The sequence below is a fragment of the Deltaproteobacteria bacterium genome (genome assembly GCA_029860075.1).
GTDB lineage: Bacteria > Desulfobacterota > JADFVX01 > JADFVX01 > JADFVX01 > JAOUBX01.
In genome coordinates this window covers 1-16,139 of sequence record JAOUBX010000047.1, presented here as the reverse complement: position 1 = coordinate 16,139, position 16,139 = coordinate 1, and the positions used below count along the sequence as shown (strand labels likewise).

The 16,139-nt window shown below is 39.9% G+C and carries 17 protein-coding genes; 3 read left to right on the top strand and 14 right to left on the bottom strand.

Features of this window, described 5'->3' with window-relative positions; translation table 11 throughout:
- Positions 1-7: 7 nt before the first annotated feature.
- The 14 genes from OEV42_13760 to OEV42_13695 form a co-directional block, all read right to left on the bottom strand.
- Positions 8-646 carry a glycosyltransferase gene (locus OEV42_13760; GenBank protein MDH3975342.1) on the bottom strand — a complete coding sequence of 213 codons (639 nt, stop codon included), beginning with the start codon at positions 644-646 and terminating at the stop codon, positions 8-10.
- A gap of 34 nt (positions 647-680) precedes the next feature.
- The gene (locus OEV42_13755; GenBank protein MDH3975341.1) at positions 681-1,682 is read right to left on the bottom strand and encodes a radical SAM protein; all 1,002 of its coding nucleotides are present in this window, start codon (positions 1,680-1,682) and stop codon (positions 681-683) included.
- A gap of 21 nt (positions 1,683-1,703) precedes the next feature.
- Positions 1,704-2,894, bottom strand: coding sequence for a LegC family aminotransferase (locus tag OEV42_13750; GenBank protein ID MDH3975340.1), 1,191 nt, complete (start codon positions 2,892-2,894; stop codon positions 1,704-1,706).
- Positions 2,887-3,873: an NAD-dependent 4,6-dehydratase LegB gene (locus OEV42_13745; GenBank protein ID MDH3975339.1), complete on the bottom strand. Its 987-nt coding sequence runs from the start codon at positions 3,871-3,873 to the stop codon at positions 2,887-2,889. Before OEV42_13745 ends, OEV42_13750 begins: the two co-directional genes overlap by 8 nt.
- Positions 3,870-5,180, bottom strand: coding sequence for an aminotransferase class III-fold pyridoxal phosphate-dependent enzyme (locus tag OEV42_13740; protein ID MDH3975338.1), 1,311 nt, complete (start codon positions 5,178-5,180; stop codon positions 3,870-3,872). The genes OEV42_13745 and OEV42_13740 overlap by 4 nt, the downstream gene beginning before the upstream one ends.
- Positions 5,181-5,323: 143 nt before the next feature.
- Positions 5,324-6,532: an L-2-hydroxyglutarate oxidase gene (lhgO, locus tag OEV42_13735; GenBank protein MDH3975337.1), complete on the bottom strand. Its 1,209-nt coding sequence runs from the start codon at positions 6,530-6,532 to the stop codon at positions 5,324-5,326.
- Positions 6,533-6,688: 156 nt separating this feature from the next.
- Complete coding sequence (locus OEV42_13730) at positions 6,689-7,030, bottom strand: MarR family EPS-associated transcriptional regulator (protein ID MDH3975336.1); 342 nt, start codon at positions 7,028-7,030, stop codon at positions 6,689-6,691.
- A 703-nt stretch (positions 7,031-7,733) separates the two neighbouring features.
- On the bottom strand, positions 7,734-8,831 hold the full coding sequence (rfbB, locus tag OEV42_13725) for a dTDP-glucose 4,6-dehydratase (GenBank protein MDH3975335.1): 1,098 nt from the start codon (positions 8,829-8,831) through the stop codon (positions 7,734-7,736).
- A gap of 45 nt (positions 8,832-8,876) precedes the next feature.
- Positions 8,877-9,755, bottom strand: coding sequence for a dTDP-4-dehydrorhamnose reductase (gene rfbD, locus OEV42_13720; GenBank protein MDH3975334.1), 879 nt, complete (start codon positions 9,753-9,755; stop codon positions 8,877-8,879).
- Between the two features lies 1 nt (position 9,756).
- Positions 9,757-10,311 carry a dTDP-4-dehydrorhamnose 3,5-epimerase gene (gene rfbC, locus OEV42_13715; GenBank protein MDH3975333.1) on the bottom strand — a complete coding sequence of 185 codons (555 nt, stop codon included), beginning with the start codon at positions 10,309-10,311 and terminating at the stop codon, positions 9,757-9,759.
- Complete coding sequence (gene rfbA / locus OEV42_13710; protein MDH3975332.1) at positions 10,308-11,189, bottom strand: glucose-1-phosphate thymidylyltransferase RfbA; 882 nt, start codon at positions 11,187-11,189, stop codon at positions 10,308-10,310. The genes rfbC and rfbA overlap by 4 nt, the downstream gene beginning before the upstream one ends.
- Before the next feature lie 65 nt (positions 11,190-11,254).
- Positions 11,255-12,079: a hypothetical protein gene (locus tag OEV42_13705; protein MDH3975331.1), complete on the bottom strand. Its 825-nt coding sequence runs from the start codon at positions 12,077-12,079 to the stop codon at positions 11,255-11,257.
- Between the two features lie 105 nt (positions 12,080-12,184).
- Positions 12,185-12,397 (bottom strand): hypothetical protein, encoded by a 213-nt coding sequence (locus OEV42_13700; protein MDH3975330.1) that lies wholly within the window; start codon positions 12,395-12,397, stop codon positions 12,185-12,187.
- Between the two features lie 179 nt (positions 12,398-12,576).
- Positions 12,577-12,780, bottom strand: a complete 204-nt coding sequence (locus OEV42_13695; protein ID MDH3975329.1) for a dodecin family protein — start codon at positions 12,778-12,780, stop codon at positions 12,577-12,579.
- A gap of 202 nt (positions 12,781-12,982) precedes the next feature.
- Between OEV42_13695 and OEV42_13690 the strand changes: the two genes are divergently transcribed.
- The 3 genes from OEV42_13690 to OEV42_13680 form a co-directional block, all read left to right on the top strand.
- Positions 12,983-13,780 carry a prepilin peptidase gene (locus OEV42_13690; GenBank protein ID MDH3975328.1) on the top strand — a complete coding sequence of 266 codons (798 nt, stop codon included), beginning with the start codon at positions 12,983-12,985 and terminating at the stop codon, positions 13,778-13,780.
- A gap of 392 nt (positions 13,781-14,172) precedes the next feature.
- Entirely contained in the window at positions 14,173-15,573 is a 1,401-nt protein-coding gene (locus tag OEV42_13685; GenBank protein MDH3975327.1) for a cbb3-type cytochrome c oxidase subunit I, read from the top strand.
- A gap of 28 nt (positions 15,574-15,601) precedes the next feature.
- Positions 15,602-16,139, top strand: a 538-nt coding sequence (locus OEV42_13680; GenBank protein ID MDH3975326.1) for a UbiA family prenyltransferase, incomplete at its 3' end; no start/stop codon positions are given.

The following is a 16,139-nucleotide window of genomic DNA, read 5'->3' as shown; positions in this document are numbered from 1 at the left end:
TCTTGTTTTATCCTATTAGATCTAGTTTTTTTGAAAAATGGGCCATCTTTTCTTTGTCATTAGTAAGGTTATTGCTGTGGCGCCTGTAGCGGTAAAGAGATAAATCAATATTTGTGATTTTATATTTACTTTCAAACCTCCGCCTTAATTCCTCTTCTTCCATAGCCTTAAATTCGGGATTGTATAGGCCAATATCAAACAACTTGTCTTTTCTAAACATAATCCCACAAGCTATTGGTTCAACTTTGCCATTTTTTTTCTCAGTGAAATTACCTTCTTCATCAATTAGTTCATAATTACAACTGACAGCCCCCCAATCTTTATGCTCATCTAAATACATAGACTCTATCAGGATTAAATTCTCACTCACATAGTCGTCTGCATCAATATGAACTACATACTTTCCTAGAGCTCTTTTAATGCCAATATTGCGTGCTGCAGCTAATCCAACATTTTCCTCAAGATGAATAGGCCTGATATATCCCAGAAAGGAATCCATGACCTCTTTTGTTTCATCAGGTGAAAAATCATTTACCACCAATATCTCAAATTGATCCCTGGGGAAGTTCTGGTTAATAGCACTTCTAATAGCTCTCCCCAGATATTTATCATAATTGTGACAAGTAATTACTATACTGACTAACACGTAAACAATCCTCCTTTATTATTGTTCACTACTTTCACTCAATGAATTCCTTCCTATCTTTTAAATACTTCCACATATTTCCTACACTTACCCAGACTACACATTCCTTACAAACCGGAGGACAATTCCAAATTCCATCTAAATGAGCTCTGCGTATCCTTTTTAGTGGCTCATCATTCCAAATCTCACGAATACTTTGGGTATGGATATTTCCGACTACACCGGAATAATCCCAATCAACACTACATAGGCCGACTTTTCCGTTACTATTTATTGCAAGCATATACCACAATAGAACACAGGGAAATCTTGCCGCAGTCTGCTCATCTGTTACTTCAACATCAACGGCGCCACTCCAACTGTGAACACCGGTTACCTGTACTTCATCCGCAACACCTGTCCATTTCTTACGGAAAAGCTCAATTTCACCTTTTGAAATTTCGTTAAACTCCATGATCTTAACCCGGATAATGGTCTTACTTCCAATTTTTGTCCGGTAGTCAAGCGCTTTTTTAATTTCTCTCTCCAGTTTATCAAGTCCCCTAACTCTCTTAAAACGGTAGTAAGTTTCTTCAGTGGCAGCGTCAACGCTGATAGTAATGTCATCAATGCCAGCATTTATTATATCTTTACCTACAGAGGAATTAATTAAAATACCGTTAGTGTTGAGGTGTATCATTTCCGCTGCATCTTTCTGTTTTACATAGGCAACCATTTCTGGAAGGTTTTTATGTAATAGAGGTTCCCCATCTTTATGGAGATTTAGCATAATGAGTTTTTTATCACCGACCTGATTGATAATTTTTTTAAAATCATTTAATGGTAAATAATTAATTCCCTGAGATTTGACCATTTCCTCACGAGCACAATAATAACAACGGGCATTACAACTGTTGGTAGGTTCTATATTTAAGATCAACGGAAAATCAGTATTAATCCTTTTTTTAACAGTTTCCGGTTTGAGACATGTTAATGTTCCTTCTACATAGGAATCATTAATCTGCTCAAAATATTCGTTAGTTGGCCCACGGCCCATAATAATACTCCTTAATATACTTTATTTAAGAATAGGGCTGGCATTACAAATACAATTTAAAACTTTTTTCATCTGCATACTATCCAAACTTACGGAACAAGGAATATTTAAAGATTTTTTTTGCAATCGATTTGCATTCTCAATTTTATAAGTCTGACAATTTTGATAAGGTTTTTGCAAATGGTTCAGCTGCCATACCGGTCTGGTATCAATATTGTGTTCTCTCAGGTATAGCATTAAATTATTTGCTCCTATGCCATACTCCTTTTTTTCAACCTGCAAACAATAAAACCAATAGTTGGACATGGAGTAAGATGGTACCTCTGAGAGATGCAAACCTTTAATGATATCAATTTTAGATTTGTATTTTTCATAATTTTTCTTCTTTATGTTTATATACTCAGGTAGTTGTTCAAGTTGAGCAACTCCAATCGCAGCTTGTATATTTGTTAATCTATAGTTGTATCCCACTTCGTTATGAGTAAAGTAAAGGGCATCATCTTTTGACTGGGTAGTCAGGTACTTTGCTCTTTTAGCATATTCTTCATTATCAGTTACAATCATCCCACCACCACCGGAAGTAATGATTTTATTTCCATTGAAGGAATAACACCCAATATCACCAACAGTTCCGGTATGCTTCTTAACAATTTCTCCTCTTGTATAAACTGAGCCAAGGCTTTCTGTCGCATCTTCTACGATTTTGATATTTCTTTCTCTGCATAATTTCAACAGTTTTTCCAAATCAACCGCATTTCCAAAGATATGGACCGGGATTATTGCTGAGATTCTTCGCTTGGTTTTACAATTATATGTAGTTCCATTTTTTAATTCTGTTTCCTCTGTGATGAAGTTGATTGTTTTCTCAATGTCAATGTTATAAAAATTATCGCAATCCATAAAAACAGGATGAGCATCTAAATACCTGACAGCGTTAATTGGAGCTATAAATGTCAGTGCAGGGACAATGACTTCATCTCCTGATTGTACACCAACAACTCTTAATGCAATATGCAGGGCAGAGGTCCCGTTAATACAGGCTACAGCATGCCCGGAATTTGTATATTCACAAATCTTTCTCTCAAAAAGGTCTACAAATTTACCTGCAGTGGAAACCCATCCTGTATCGAGGCATTCTTTTACATATTTCCATTCATTACCTGAGATTGATGGCTCTGAAAGAGAAATCCTCAAAGTTTTATTATTAGACATTGTATATGTCACTCTTGTAATGGGCTATATTATTTTCGTTTCTAAACCACTCAGTTGTTCTAAGCAGGCCCTCTTCCAGTGAAATATCAGGTTCCCATCCTGTCAAATCAGTTATTAAAGTGTTATCGCAAAGGAGTCTTTCTACTTCACTCTTTTCAGGTCTCACTCTATGATCATCTGAAATTATTTTTACCCTTGAACCTGTAAGTTCAATTAGCAAGTCTGTTAGAGCCCCTATGGATATTTCCTTTCCCGTGCCGATATTGATTTCTTTACCAATAACCTTGTCAGATTTTGCAAGTGCAACAAATCCTCGACAGGTATCCTCAACATAATTCAAATCCCTTGTAGGATGAAGTGAACCTAGCTTAATTTCCTTCTTGCCCGTTAATAATTGGGTGATAATTGTTGGAATAACTGCACGTGCAGACTGTCGGGGTCCGTAAGTGTTGAACGGTCTGGCTATCACCACCGGTGCATTAAAAGAGCGGAAAAATGACTCTGCTATTTTATCGGCACCTATTTTGGAAGCCGAATAGGGGGATTGACCTTGATAGGGGTGTTTTTCATCTATAGGAACATATTGAGCAGTACCATAAACTTCCGAGGTAGAGGTGACAATAATTCGTCCAACATTGTAATCTCTGGAAGCCTGAAGCACATTTAATGTTCCTTTAATATTTGTATCTATATAAGAATCAGGAGAGTGATAAGAATAAGGAATGCCAATTAATGCAGCCAAATGGAAAACAGTATCTACACCTTTCACAGCTTCTCTGACACCATTTGGGTCCCGGATGTCTCCAGCAAAGGTTTCTATCTTTGCTTGTTTATCCTCTGAAAAAGTATCAATCCATCCCCTTGAGTTAAAAGAATTATACATAACAAATGCTTTGACATTATAACCTTCGGATAATAGCATTTCAGTAAGGTGGCTTCCTATAAATCCATCTGCACCAGTAACCAATACATTTTTCACGTCAGTCGCTTGAAGCCCCCTTCCTTAATTCTTGTTTCCAGCATTTTTGATACGGTATCGTTATGAATGGCTTGAGAAATTATCTCAAATACTTTGCTAACATTAGCCAGATATTCTTCAATAATCTCTACCGTGTGAGCATAAGAAGCATAAACACTCGTTGTAGCAAGGTACCCCCGTTTAAGCATCTCCTGTGTAAAGAGTGTTTCTATAGATGCATTTTGTTCACCATATTTAAATTTCATAGTAATCAGAGGTTTAAATTCTGATATTTCTATTCTAATGTTATGTTTTTCAGCTAGTATCTTCCAGCCCTTCCCTATCTTTGTTCCAATATCAATCAAGTGATTCCATACTTTATTTTCCGTTGTTTTCTGAATTGTGGCCAATGCCGCAACAAAACCAACTCGTTCCGTCCAAAAAGTGCTACTGATAAAAGTATCCTGAGCAACGTCCATTATTGTCTTCTTGCCAACGGTAGCAGAAATAGCGAAGCCATTTCCAAGTGCTTTGCCATAAACAACGATGTCAGGTACAAAACCAGTTGTTTTGTATACACCTCCATCGGTTATCCTCCATCCGGAAGTGATTTCATCAACGATTACAACAATATTTTTTTCGCTTGCTATCAAAGCAATTTCATTTAAAAATTCTAAAGATGGAAGATTATGCCGCGCACCTTCAATAACAATCACACCCACATCGGGATTCTTCATTATCAAAGCTTTTAGCTCATTGATGTTGTTGTACTCAAAAGGCATTGATGTGTTGATTAATTCATTTGGAACTCCTTTTGGAGGTAATCCGGGTAGCAAATGACCCTCAAGATTATCGATACCTGCTAGATTTGCAGCAAGATACCAGTCACTCCAGCCATGATAGCCACTAAAAGCTACTTTACACTTTCCTGTATAAGCCCTCGCAATTCGAATAGCTATAGTCATTGCTTCAGCACCGCTTCGGGCAAATTTTACGCTACCAGCAAAAGGATTTAATTCTAAAAGTTTCTCAGCTAAATAAAACTCTTCAGGTGCATTAAGTGTAGTATTCACACCTTCATCTATAGCAAGTTTAACAGCATTATCAACGTCATTATCACTGTAGCCGAGGATTGCCGTACCTATGCCCATATAGGACATATCTATATATCGGTTTCCGTCGAGATCCCAGATATTAACCCCTTTAGCTTTACTAAAATATGTTGGCCAAATATCTGGAGCATAACGGTCCGGTCGTTTAGATAAAAGACCATTACCTCCGGGAATTACATTTACTGCTTTATTCCATAACTGCTGTCCTGAGTTCACACTTTACCCCTGTAATGTAATTCATAATATTATGTTTAAAATCCCAAAATCCATGAAATGGTTATAAGTCAGTTTGAGATATATTTAATAAAATAATTTTCTGAAAAGATCTTTCCTTGTTCGGATTAAATATTTCAATAAAGCTATTTCAAGTGCCAGTTTTTTTCGATTGAATCAACGATGAATTTGCTAAAAGAAAATGCGCATGTAAATGCTGGAGACACAGCATTTAATACATGCGTAGAGTTCTCTCCATGTTCTACGACAAAGTCCATTACCAGCTTTTTTTGACCTCTGTCTAGCAGTTGTGCCCTTATACCTGGCCTTAAAAAGTCACCAAATTTTTTCACATCTATTTTTTTTACCAATTGGGAAGATTGTTTAATAAGGTGTCTCTTGAAATACTTTTTGATTTCCTGAAAAGCAACCTTCCTGAAATTGAAATCATTTGCGTAAAATAACTTTAGTTCCGAGGAAAAAATTTCCAGAAACTCTTTCATGTTAAAGTTGGAGAGACCATGATAATTTTCTCTCCAGAAAACCGGAATTGCGGTTGGACCTATTTTCACCTTATTAGTGACAGTCTTGGTGATATGGAGCCCTAAAAAAGGATTGTTCAAATCAGGAACGGGGTATACATGTTTACTTACGAGATTATGGTCTTTATATTCGAGATAGAGCCCTTTAAAAGGAATGAGAACATATTTGCTACCAACACCAAATTGATGAGCTATTTTATCTGCATAAAGCCCTGCTGTATTGATTAAATACTTATACTTAATTCTCTGATTATTGGTTCTCACAACCGCTGCATTTTCCCGATCTATAAACTTTTCGCTCAAAAGAATATTAATTCCCTTTTTCTTATTTAAATTTTCACCTAAATGATTGACTACTTCTGCTGGATTTACAGTAGATGTTGTAGGCGAGTACAAGGCCTTAAGATATGTATTAGCATTATACTCTAGCTCCTTTAATTGAGCGTCATCTATAAGTTCTAGATTCACACCATTTTGATCGCCCCTCTTTTTTAATTCATACAGTGTGTCAAGTTCTTTATCGTTCCTTGTAACAACTACTTTCCCGCATCTGTTAATGGCAATTCCATTTGCCAAACAATACTCTGTTAAAAGTTTGTTTCCTTCGACAGTGAAGGCTGCTTTTAAACTGTCCGGCGTATAATAGAATCCTGCGTGAATTACACCACTGTTTCTGCCGCTTGCGTGTCTCGCTAAGGAAGCTTCTTTTTCTAATAATATGATATTTAAATCAGGGTGCCTTTTATTAAACTCATTTAAGATAGAAAGACCAATTATTCCTCCACCAACAATAAGAACATCTGTGTTTAACACAATCAACTCACTCCCAATATGATCTTACCGCAAAATAATAACCTTGTTCTTAGTTTTTAAGGTGGATCAGAGAAATCAGCTACAAATCATTACGAAATAGTAAAAATAATCTCTTAATAAACAAAAGTAGTATGAATTTTTCTTCAGATATTAACGTTACCTTTTCTCATCTGAATTAGCACTGTCAACATCAAGCTCTGCTTTTAGTTCCTCAATCTCCATTTTCAGGGCATCATACTCACTTATTTTCTTTTGCAAGAAGCTGGAGCTCAAATCAACCTTTTTTTTGATTCCTTCCTGAGTAAGGTGATACATATAAGCTAGTTTATGTCTGGAGTTTTTAAATTTCTCTGCCTTCACAAGTCCTTTATCCAGAAGAGCATTGATAACATAATTAACCTTCCCTAAACTCAAACCGAGCTTTTTAGAAAGGTCACGCTGAGATAAAGAACTGTTTTTAGACAACTCTTTTAGAAGTTTTAAGTGATACTCATTCATTTCCATTTATTCAGGCAGAGTAGTATGCTTAGAAATATACGTGCGTTCAAGTTCTGAACTAATATAGGGCTATAAAGTTGTTAAGTCAAATAAATTCAATTCAAAATCCACTAGTAAACTAAATCCATTAAGTCAGTTTTAGAAGTATTTAATTTAAAAATTAAAATGTTTTCTTGAAAATATAGATAAGCCTCCGAAACCCTCTTTGCTGATTCCTTCATCAGGATATTATTTGCCCAAAGTAGCTATCAATGATTCGGGGAATAATCTGCTAGGGATAGGATACAATCTTTCTTCTGACAGGATACTGTGCCGTTCTCCATTTCTGCTGAGTTAGATTCCTGAATGTAAATTGCCTGGCAGATGAATAGAAATGTTATAGCCGAAAAAAAAGGCAGGTAAGGCCCACCGGAAAGTTTTAAATTTATGATTCCCATTACCCCATTTTTCACTGATGAAATAAATTTATTATTATAATGGGATGATTCTGCAAAATCCCTATAAACAAAGGCAGGATATTACCACAGTGAGAGGCATGAGAAAAGATGTTTTTACAACCTGGGAGTTCTTTTTCCCTTATAGTACAGTTTTAATCCTGAAGTTATTAAGGGCCTATAATTGGTTCCTTTAATGCCTCCCATGAGTATGGTTTATAGAGTGTGTACTAATAGCAGAATATGAATATATGGAGCAAAATGTCATATTATTTTTTACTGTCGTTCCTATACTCACCACTCTTTATCTTGTCGCACCATTTCCTATTATTGAGATACCAGATAATAGTTTCCCCAATCCCTTTTTCAAAGGTATAGGCAGGTTCCCAGCCGAGCTCTTCTTTCATCTTTGATGCATCGATGGCATATCGCTTGTCATGACCTGGACGATCTTTAACATAAGTAATTAAAGATGCATGAGGTTTAAAAGGGGAAGAGGGGCTCATTTCATCCAAAGCCTGGCAAATAAGATTTACGATATCGATGTTTTTCCATTCATTATTGCCACCGATATTGTAGGTCTCCCCATTTCTTCCATAATGGAGAACTCTATCAATGGCGCTACAGTGATCATCTACAAAGAGCCAATCCCTTACATTTTTGCCGTCTCCATAAACAGGAAGCGGTTTTCCTTCCAGGGCATTGAGGATCATAAGAGGGATAAGTTTTTCAGGAAACTGATAGGGGCCGTAATTGTTTGAACAGTTTGTCGTTATAGTATTCAGTTTATATGTGTGGTGATAAGCTCTGACAAGATGATCGGATGCCGCTTTTGATGCCGAATAGGGGCTGTTCGGAGCATAGGGGGTTTCCTCTGTAAAATATCCCTTTTCTCCCAGGGAACCGTAAACTTCATCGGTACTGACATGGAGGAAATATTTATTATCGTTTTCCTCCCAGTGCTTGCGGGCTGCTTCAAGAAGGGTAAATGTTCCCATAATATTAGTATTAAGGAATTCTTCGGGACCGAGTATGGAGCGGTCTACGTGAGATTCGGCTGCAAAATTGATGATACAGTCAATACCTGTTTGTCCTTTTTTTTTCCATTTTCTGAAAACTTCATGAGTTCCCGACAGGAGCGCTTCTGCAAGCTCTTTATCACAGATGTCACCTTTTACAAAAGAGTAGTTATTGCTGTTGTCAATCTCTCTCAGGTTTTCAAAATTTCCGGCATAGGTTAACTTGTCGAGATTGATTACCTTGCAATCAGGATGTGTTGACAGTATGTAACGAACAAAATTGGACCCTATAAAGCCGGCGCCACCGGTGATGAGAATTGTATTGAATGTTCTTGATTCATTTTTCATTTTTCCAGCTCTCCTGCAAAGTTAATAAGTAGCTTGGAAAGTAAACTACTTATTAACCTTGTTTTCTTCTTCCTTTGCTTGTTGAAAATATCTCACTAATCCATTTCTCCAGTGAGGAATAGATTCTGATGTAATTCTTTTGTATTTTGCTTTGTTCATTACTGAATAGGGTGGTCTCATTGCCGGTGTTGGGTAATCCTGTGTAAGTATCGGTTTTAAATTTAGCAGATTTAATGATCTCCCATTTTTTTTCAGCAAAGCTTCGACTTCAAAGGCAAAGTCATACCAACTACATACCCCTTCATTGGAGAAGTGATAAATACCCGGTTCTGCCGTAATAAGGTTAAATATTGCGTGAGAAAGATCTACCGTATAAGTGGGTGTTCCAGCCTGGTCAAAAACGATACCTAATTCATCTCTCTCAGCTGCAAGGCGTGTTATAGTTTTAACGAAATTATTGCCATGGATGCCGTACAACCAGGATGTTCTGATAATAATATAGTCTTTCAAGGCTTTTCTGACCAAATTTTCCCCCTCCAGTTTGGAGGCGCCATAAACACCGAGGGGATTGGTTTCATCCTCTTCCACGTATGGCCTGTTGTTTTTTCCGTCAAATACAAAATCAGTGGAGATTTGGATCAGCCTTGCCTTGATTTCTCTGCATATTTTGGCAAGGTTTCCGGTGCCTAGCCCATTGACGGCATGAGCTTTCTCTTTTTCCTCTTCAGCCTTGTCAACAGCCGTATAGGCGGCACAATTTATAACAATATCCGGTTTTACCCTGGTAAGTATTTTCCTGACTGAATCCAGGTTTGTAATATCCAACTCAGGGAGGTCCCCTCCTGTTACCTGACCCTCTTTTTCAAGGATCGGAATAAGATCGGAGGCGAGCATCCCCTTTGATCCGACAACAAAAAACTTCACTTTACCCCTTATAAACAGGCAGGTCATCTGCCATGTCTGATAAGCGTTTTAATCTTCCGTCTTTTTCTGAGACAAGAGGTTTTTCAACAGTCCAGTCTATGCCAATGTCGGGATCACTCCATATGATACCTCGTTCTTCAGCAGGGGCATAATAGTCGGTGCACTTGTACTGGAACTCGGCAGAATCACTGGTTACGCAGAAGCCGTGAGCAAATCCTTCCGGAATATAAAGCTGATGTTTATTTTCTGCCGACAATATAACACCAACCCATTTCCCAAAATAAGGTGATCCCTTCCTTATATCGACGGCAACATCAAATACCTCACCACTGGTTACGCGAACCAGCTTGCCCTGGGGAGAACTAAGCTGGTAGTGCAGTCCCCGCAGGGTTCCTTTCAATGACCTGGAATGGTTGTCCTGGACAAATTTGTCGGGAATACCGAAATCTGCATACCGTCCGGCATGGTAGGTTTCTATAAAGAAGCCTCTTTCGTCACTGTGGACGGTTGGTTCTATGAGCAGTATGCCTGGAATTTCAAGTTCTTTTACCTTCATTCCCGATGACCATCATCATTTAATATGTCCAGGAGGTATTTGCCGTATCCTCCCTTCATAAGGGGCTCTGCAAGTATTTTCAATTGCCCGGCATCAATGAAACCTTCCCTGTAAGCAACTTCTTCGATGCAGGCTATTTTCAGTCCCTGCCGCTGCTCGATGGTTTCTATGAAATTTGCCGCCTGAAGGAGAGATTCATGGGTTCCCGTATCAAGCCAGGCAGTCCCTCTTCCCAGCTTGATGACACTAAGTTTACTTTTTTCAAGGTATTTAATATTAAGATCAGTTATTTCCAATTCACCTCTGGGAGAAGGTTTCAGGGCCGATGCATAAAGAGCGGCATTTCCATCGTAGAAGTAGATTCCCGGCACGGCATAATGCGATTTCGGCCTGGCAGGTTTTTCCTCAATGCTAAGGACTTTGTCTTCTTTATCAAAATCAATGACGCCATACCGCTGGGGGTCTCTCACCCAGTAACCGAATACAATTGCGCCGTCGTCGATAGCGGCAGCTTTCTTCAATGTTTCAATAAGTCCATGTCCGTAAAAGATATTATCTCCCAGGATAAGGCATACGGGCTCTCCGGCAATAAAGTCTCTCCCTATGATAAATGCCTGGGCAAGGCCTTCCGGCCTCGGTTGTTGGGCGTAACTTAAAGATAATCCGAGATTGGAGCCGTCTCCAAGGAGTTCCCTGAAAAGAGGGAGGTCACGGGGCGTAGAGATGATAAGTATTTCCTTAATCCCTGCGTGCATAAGCACAGACAGGGGATAATATATCATCGGTTTATCATATATGGGCATCAGCTGCTTGCTGACGACCCGTGTAATAGGATGGAGCCTTGTGCCCGAACCACCGGCCAGTATAATACCTTTCAATTAATACCTCGCATGAACTATTGATCCCATCTAGGTTTTAAAATTCATCCCGGGAAGGGAAAATATTAAAAGTAAAAAATCGCTGAAAATGCCTGCACATTGCTATCGCTATCTTCCTTATCCCATCTGTAGCCGTATTCAAGGCTGAGCTTTGGCGAAAAAAGGGTAATGCCTGCTGAATAATAATCGATATCACGGATTTCATTCTTTGTAAAGCCACCTCTTATGATGACATCTTTTTTTAGAAAGTATTCCAGGCCAAAGGCCGTAATACCGTCATCTTCCATTGCATCTTCATCCTTCGTATAATCGAGCGCTGCTGTAATGGAATGATTAAAGCTATAGGCTATCCCGGCAGAATAACTTTTATGAATATGAGGCAGGTCTGTTTTTTCCAGGTTTTTTCCCGCAGCTCCAATAGTCAGTCCCTTATAGGGAAAAAGGAGAATACCTGCGTCATAGGAATAGTCCTCTTTATCTGACAATTCATCCCAAAAGTATTTTGCGGATATTCCGATAAGTGATGCCGGCGCTGATGCTGCGACAGAAAATATGCCATACTTCCTTTGATTTTTCGGCAGTTCTTCTTTCGTATAACTGATTCCTACCGGAGCATTTGTCGTTTTATAATCGATAATTGTTGCATTAACGGCATTTGTGTCACTGTCTGTTCTATGGCGGGAAAGGGTGGCGCTGTAGATTCTTTTTGCTGCAATGCCGGCAGGGTTGGTTCTCACAGAGTCAGGACCGTCGGCAATAGCTGTATAAGCGCCTCCAAGGCCCAACGCCCTGGGGCCCTCTATGTCGGCTGCCTGACAGATAAATGGAATTAACAATGCCGAAAAAAAAGGCAGGCAAAACCTGACGGTGAGATTTAATTTTATTCCCATTGCCTCCTTATCACTGCTGAAATATTTACCTGGATGGGGATGCTGTCGCATATCCCTTTAAAAAAGCCCGGGAAAATACTACCACAGCGTTTAGACATAGAAAAGTTATTTTTTAGCTATTTCTTCGAAAACACGGACATCAATACCGCTGTTTCTCATTTTTTCCATGTATTGACGCATGATGGATGTTGCCTGTTGGAAAAATGCCGGGCTTTTCATCATCTCATCCTCAAAATCTTCCATAATAGCAAGGAAAAGCTTGTCTTTTTCCTCTGCCGGAAGTTGAGCGATTGCCTTGATGATTTCCTTTGCAGTCATGTCATCCTCCTTATTATTTTGGAAAGGACAGTTGGTATGAATGTATTGTGCAGCACTTTGTTTTCACAGCGCTTTCAAAAAATCTTAGTTTCACCGGCAGCTTAATCGGATATTGTCTGGAAGCGTTGTGGAATCAGGCATTTGCGCTGGAAGTCATGAAACAACTGCCTTTTCCGGGATCATTCCAGCTTGAATGCAACCTTAATTATAACCTGGTATTCCGTCACCTTGCCGTCCACAACTCTTCCTCGCTGTTCCATGACTTCATACCAGTTGATTCCTCTCAATGACTGTGATGCTTTACTGATGGCATTGCGGATTGCCTGCTCGTAACTCTCCTCCGAAATACCGATCAGTTCGATTTGTTTATATGTTCTTTCCATGGTTCCTCCCAACGTCTGAATTTTACCTTTTTCAGGTAAAATAAGTTTACACGACTCCATGTTAATGTCAAGACCCGTAAATGGCAGGGTTGAAAGATTGAAATTCCCCTTTAAAGCGGTTTTTTTATCTTATGAAATGTGGTAATCTTCATTTTTACTTTTATGAATAAAAAATGTCATTTTCTGAAAGGTTCTTTGTCTATTGTTACCTTTTATTCTGCTTTTTCTTGCCTTTGCTTTTGTGCTGGGTGCCGTTACCGGAAGCTTTCTTAATGTCTGCATCTTCAGGATACCTGAAAAACAGTCCATTGTTTCCCCGCCTTCACACTGCCCCAGCTGTGGAGCCGGCATAAAGTTCTATGATAATGTCCCCCTTTTGAGCTATCTCATTCTCCAGGGCAAGTGCAGGCATTGCAAGATGTCTATTTCTTTCAGATACCCCCTGATCGAACTTTTGACGGCGCTTGCCTCTGTCATGCTCATGATACATTTTGGTCCTACCCTGAGTTATCTCATTTACCTGGTCCTTGTTTCATTGCTGATTGTTATTACTTTTATCGATCTGGATCACAGGATTATTCCCGATGTTATATCGCTTCCTGCCATACCGCTTGGTTTTGCAGCTTCATTCCTTCTACCCTACCTGACCTGGCTGGACTCCCTCATCGGCATTGTTGCCGGTGGCGGTCTGCTTCTGCTGGTGGCTGTTGTTTATGAAGCGCTCACGGGGCAGGAGGGGATGGGGGGAGGAGACATCAAGCTTCTTGCCATGGTGGGGGCTTTTCTCGGCTGGAAGGGAGTGCTTTTTACCCTTATGGCTTCATCATTTCTGGGGACTGTCATTGGGGGAGGGCTTATGGCGCTGAGCGGCAAGGGACGGAAGTTTGCCCTTCCTTTTGGCCCCTTTCTTTCGCTGGGTGCGATTATTTACCTCTTCTGGGGAGAGCTGTTAATTGACTGGTATCTTACTTTTTTTGAAAGAGGAGGGCCTCCTTTGTAAAGTATAACCCTGGAAAGCTCATTTAAATCGAGATAAAGAAAGGTAAGTTATGATTAACACAGATTAAATTCTTTTTTTCTAAATCTGTGAAATATCATCCTGGAAAGAACCGTTGTATCACAATAATCCAGTGAGAATTTCTGTTCAAATGCTTTTTTGGGGGTGAATGTTCAGTTATCTTTATTTTCTTTTGAAAAATATTCATTAACTGCTGATTACTAATCCATAGTAACCATAGTGCTTTACCTCTCCTTTGCCTCTTTTTTCAGGCCTTTTCATGTCTTATGGAAGCCCTCATTATCCTTGACTATTTTGTCCTGAATCTATATAGTTGTGCCCAAAAAAAGGCGGTAAAAAAAAAGAATTTTACATTCTAATTTAAGGACAGCTTTATGAGTAGGGATACAGGGATTTTCAAAATTGACAAGGGGAGCGAGAAACTGGTTACGTCCTGGCTTATGCTTGCCATCGTTTCCCTCATTTTTGCAGGTCTCTTTGCTTTTCTTCTCGCTATGGCGAGGACACCGCAGATACAGGATTTCCTTCCGGGAAAGGACTACTTCAGGGTGGCTCTTGTAGACCACGTTGTTCTGTCTATTGTAATCTGGTTTCTTACCTTTAACGGTATTCTCTGGGTCCTGACGAGTTCAGGTTTTTCGGGAAGGTCTACTTTCTCCATAAAACTCGGTATGGCAGGCTTTGCTGTTTCAGCAGTGGGAACCGCCTGTATTATTGCTCCCGCCCTGATCGGTCTGGGCACGCCCATGTTCACCAATTACATTCCCGTTCTCGATCATCCCCTTTACTACTCAGGCCTTTTTCTCTTTGCTTTGGGACTTTTTCTTTATCTCATCAATATTGTTCTCACCTACATGTCGGGAAAGAAGGCGGGTGACAACATTTTCAGGACTGAAACCTTTGCTATGGTTGTATGTTGCGTGGCCATTTTTTCAGCGCTTCTCTGTTACCAACTGGCCTACTTTACCTTTCCTGACGGTTTGAAGAAGTTTATATACCTGGAGCATTTTTTCTGGGGTGGCGGCCACATCCTCCAGTTTTCAAATACCATTGGAATGCTCGTTGCCTGGATACTCCTTACCAAAATGACGCTCAAGGTTTCGCCTGTTGGAGATAAATGGGGTTCTTTTCTATTTGCACTCTTTTTGCCCTTTATTCTTGTTGCTCCTTTTCTCTATTTCTTTTATGAAGGGGGGACGCAGGATCATAAGGTAGCATTTACTATTCTTATGCAGTACGGTTATGGCCCGACCGTTATATTGATCGGTTTTGCCGTTATAAGAGGGATAATTAACAGCGCAAAAATGACACCTTTGCCCTGGAAGGAACCCGGTTTCTCGGCGCTTTTCTTTTCTATCATCCTCTTTGCAACGGGCGGCATATTTGCCATTTTCATCCAGGAGAGTAATACCCGGATTCCGGCGCATTATCATGGTGTTATCGGCGCTGTTACCATCTCTTTTATGGGGCTTACCTACTATATTCTGCCTGCCATGAAAAGGCCTGTTCCCTGTCCCGGGCTGGCACGTCTGCAACCTTACATCTATGGTGTGGGACAACTCCTCTTCGTTATAGGCATGTTCTGGGCAGGGGGGCACGGGGTAGCGAGGAAAACCTATGGCGCCGCGCAGGGCCTGGATAATTTTGCAAAAATTGCCGGTATGACTATGATGGGTATTGGCGGCCTCGTTGCCATTGCAGGGGGGGCGAGCTACGTTTATAATGTACTTTTTTCAATTCTGGGTAAAAAGGAATCGTCTCAATCGCCGGAGTAAACTTTTCTATCGGGCAGGAGGTATAAAAATGATTGATATAAAAAAATATATGCCGCTTTTCAAAATGAGAATTGCTTTTCTCATTACTTTCAGCGCCATTGTGGGGGCGCTCTCTGCTACGACGAGTGGAAAAACGATACTATGGCAAAATGTGGCTCTCCTCAGTCTTGCCATGATGATGGGATCTGCCGGTTCAGGCGCCTTTAATCATTATCTTGACAGGGATATTGATGAAAAGATGGGAAGAACGAAGAGAAGACCTCTTACGGCGGGAGCGGTGACCTCTTCGAAATCTGTTTTCTGGATGGCATCCCTTCTTATTATTATGGCGCTCTCTCTTTCAACGGTAACACTTAATTACGTGGTAAGCCTTCACCTTTTTTCAGGGGCCTTTGTCTATGTTGTTCTCTATACGGTATGGCTCAAAAGGCGCAGCTGGGCCAACATTATTATTGGCGGAATGGCCGGGAGTTTTGCCGTGCTTGCCGGCGCAGCTTCCGTTAATCCCGAAATGTGTGCGCTGCCTCTTATTTTAGCCCTGGTCATGTTTTTCTGGATTAACGGAA

Bases quoted from the DNA above. Each gene is read 5' to 3' on its own strand.
- OEV42_13755 (MDH3975341.1), bottom strand. From the start codon at position 1,682: ATGGGCCGTGGGCCAACTAACGAATATTTTGAGCAGATTAATGATTCC.
- OEV42_13750 (MDH3975340.1), bottom strand. From the start codon at position 2,894: ATGTCTAATAATAAAACTTTGAGGATTTCTCTTTCAGAGCCATCAATC.
- OEV42_13730 (MDH3975336.1), bottom strand. From the start codon at position 7,030: ATGAATGAGTATCACTTAAAACTTCTAAAAGAGTTGTCTAAAAACAGT.
- rfbB (MDH3975335.1), bottom strand. From the start codon at position 8,831: ATGAAAAATGAATCAAGAACATTCAATACAATTCTCATCACCGGTGGC.
- rfbC (MDH3975333.1), bottom strand. From the start codon at position 10,311: ATGAAGGTAAAAGAACTTGAAATTCCAGGCATACTGCTCATAGAACCA.
- OEV42_13705 (MDH3975331.1), bottom strand. From the start codon at position 12,079: ATGGGAATAAAATTAAATCTCACCGTCAGGTTTTGCCTGCCTTTTTTT.
- OEV42_13700 (MDH3975330.1), bottom strand. From the start codon at position 12,397: ATGACTGCAAAGGAAATCATCAAGGCAATCGCTCAACTTCCGGCAGAG.
- OEV42_13695 (MDH3975329.1), bottom strand. From the start codon at position 12,780: ATGGAAAGAACATATAAACAAATCGAACTGATCGGTATTTCGGAGGAG.
- OEV42_13685 (MDH3975327.1), top strand. From the start codon at position 14,173: ATGAGTAGGGATACAGGGATTTTCAAAATTGACAAGGGGAGCGAGAAA.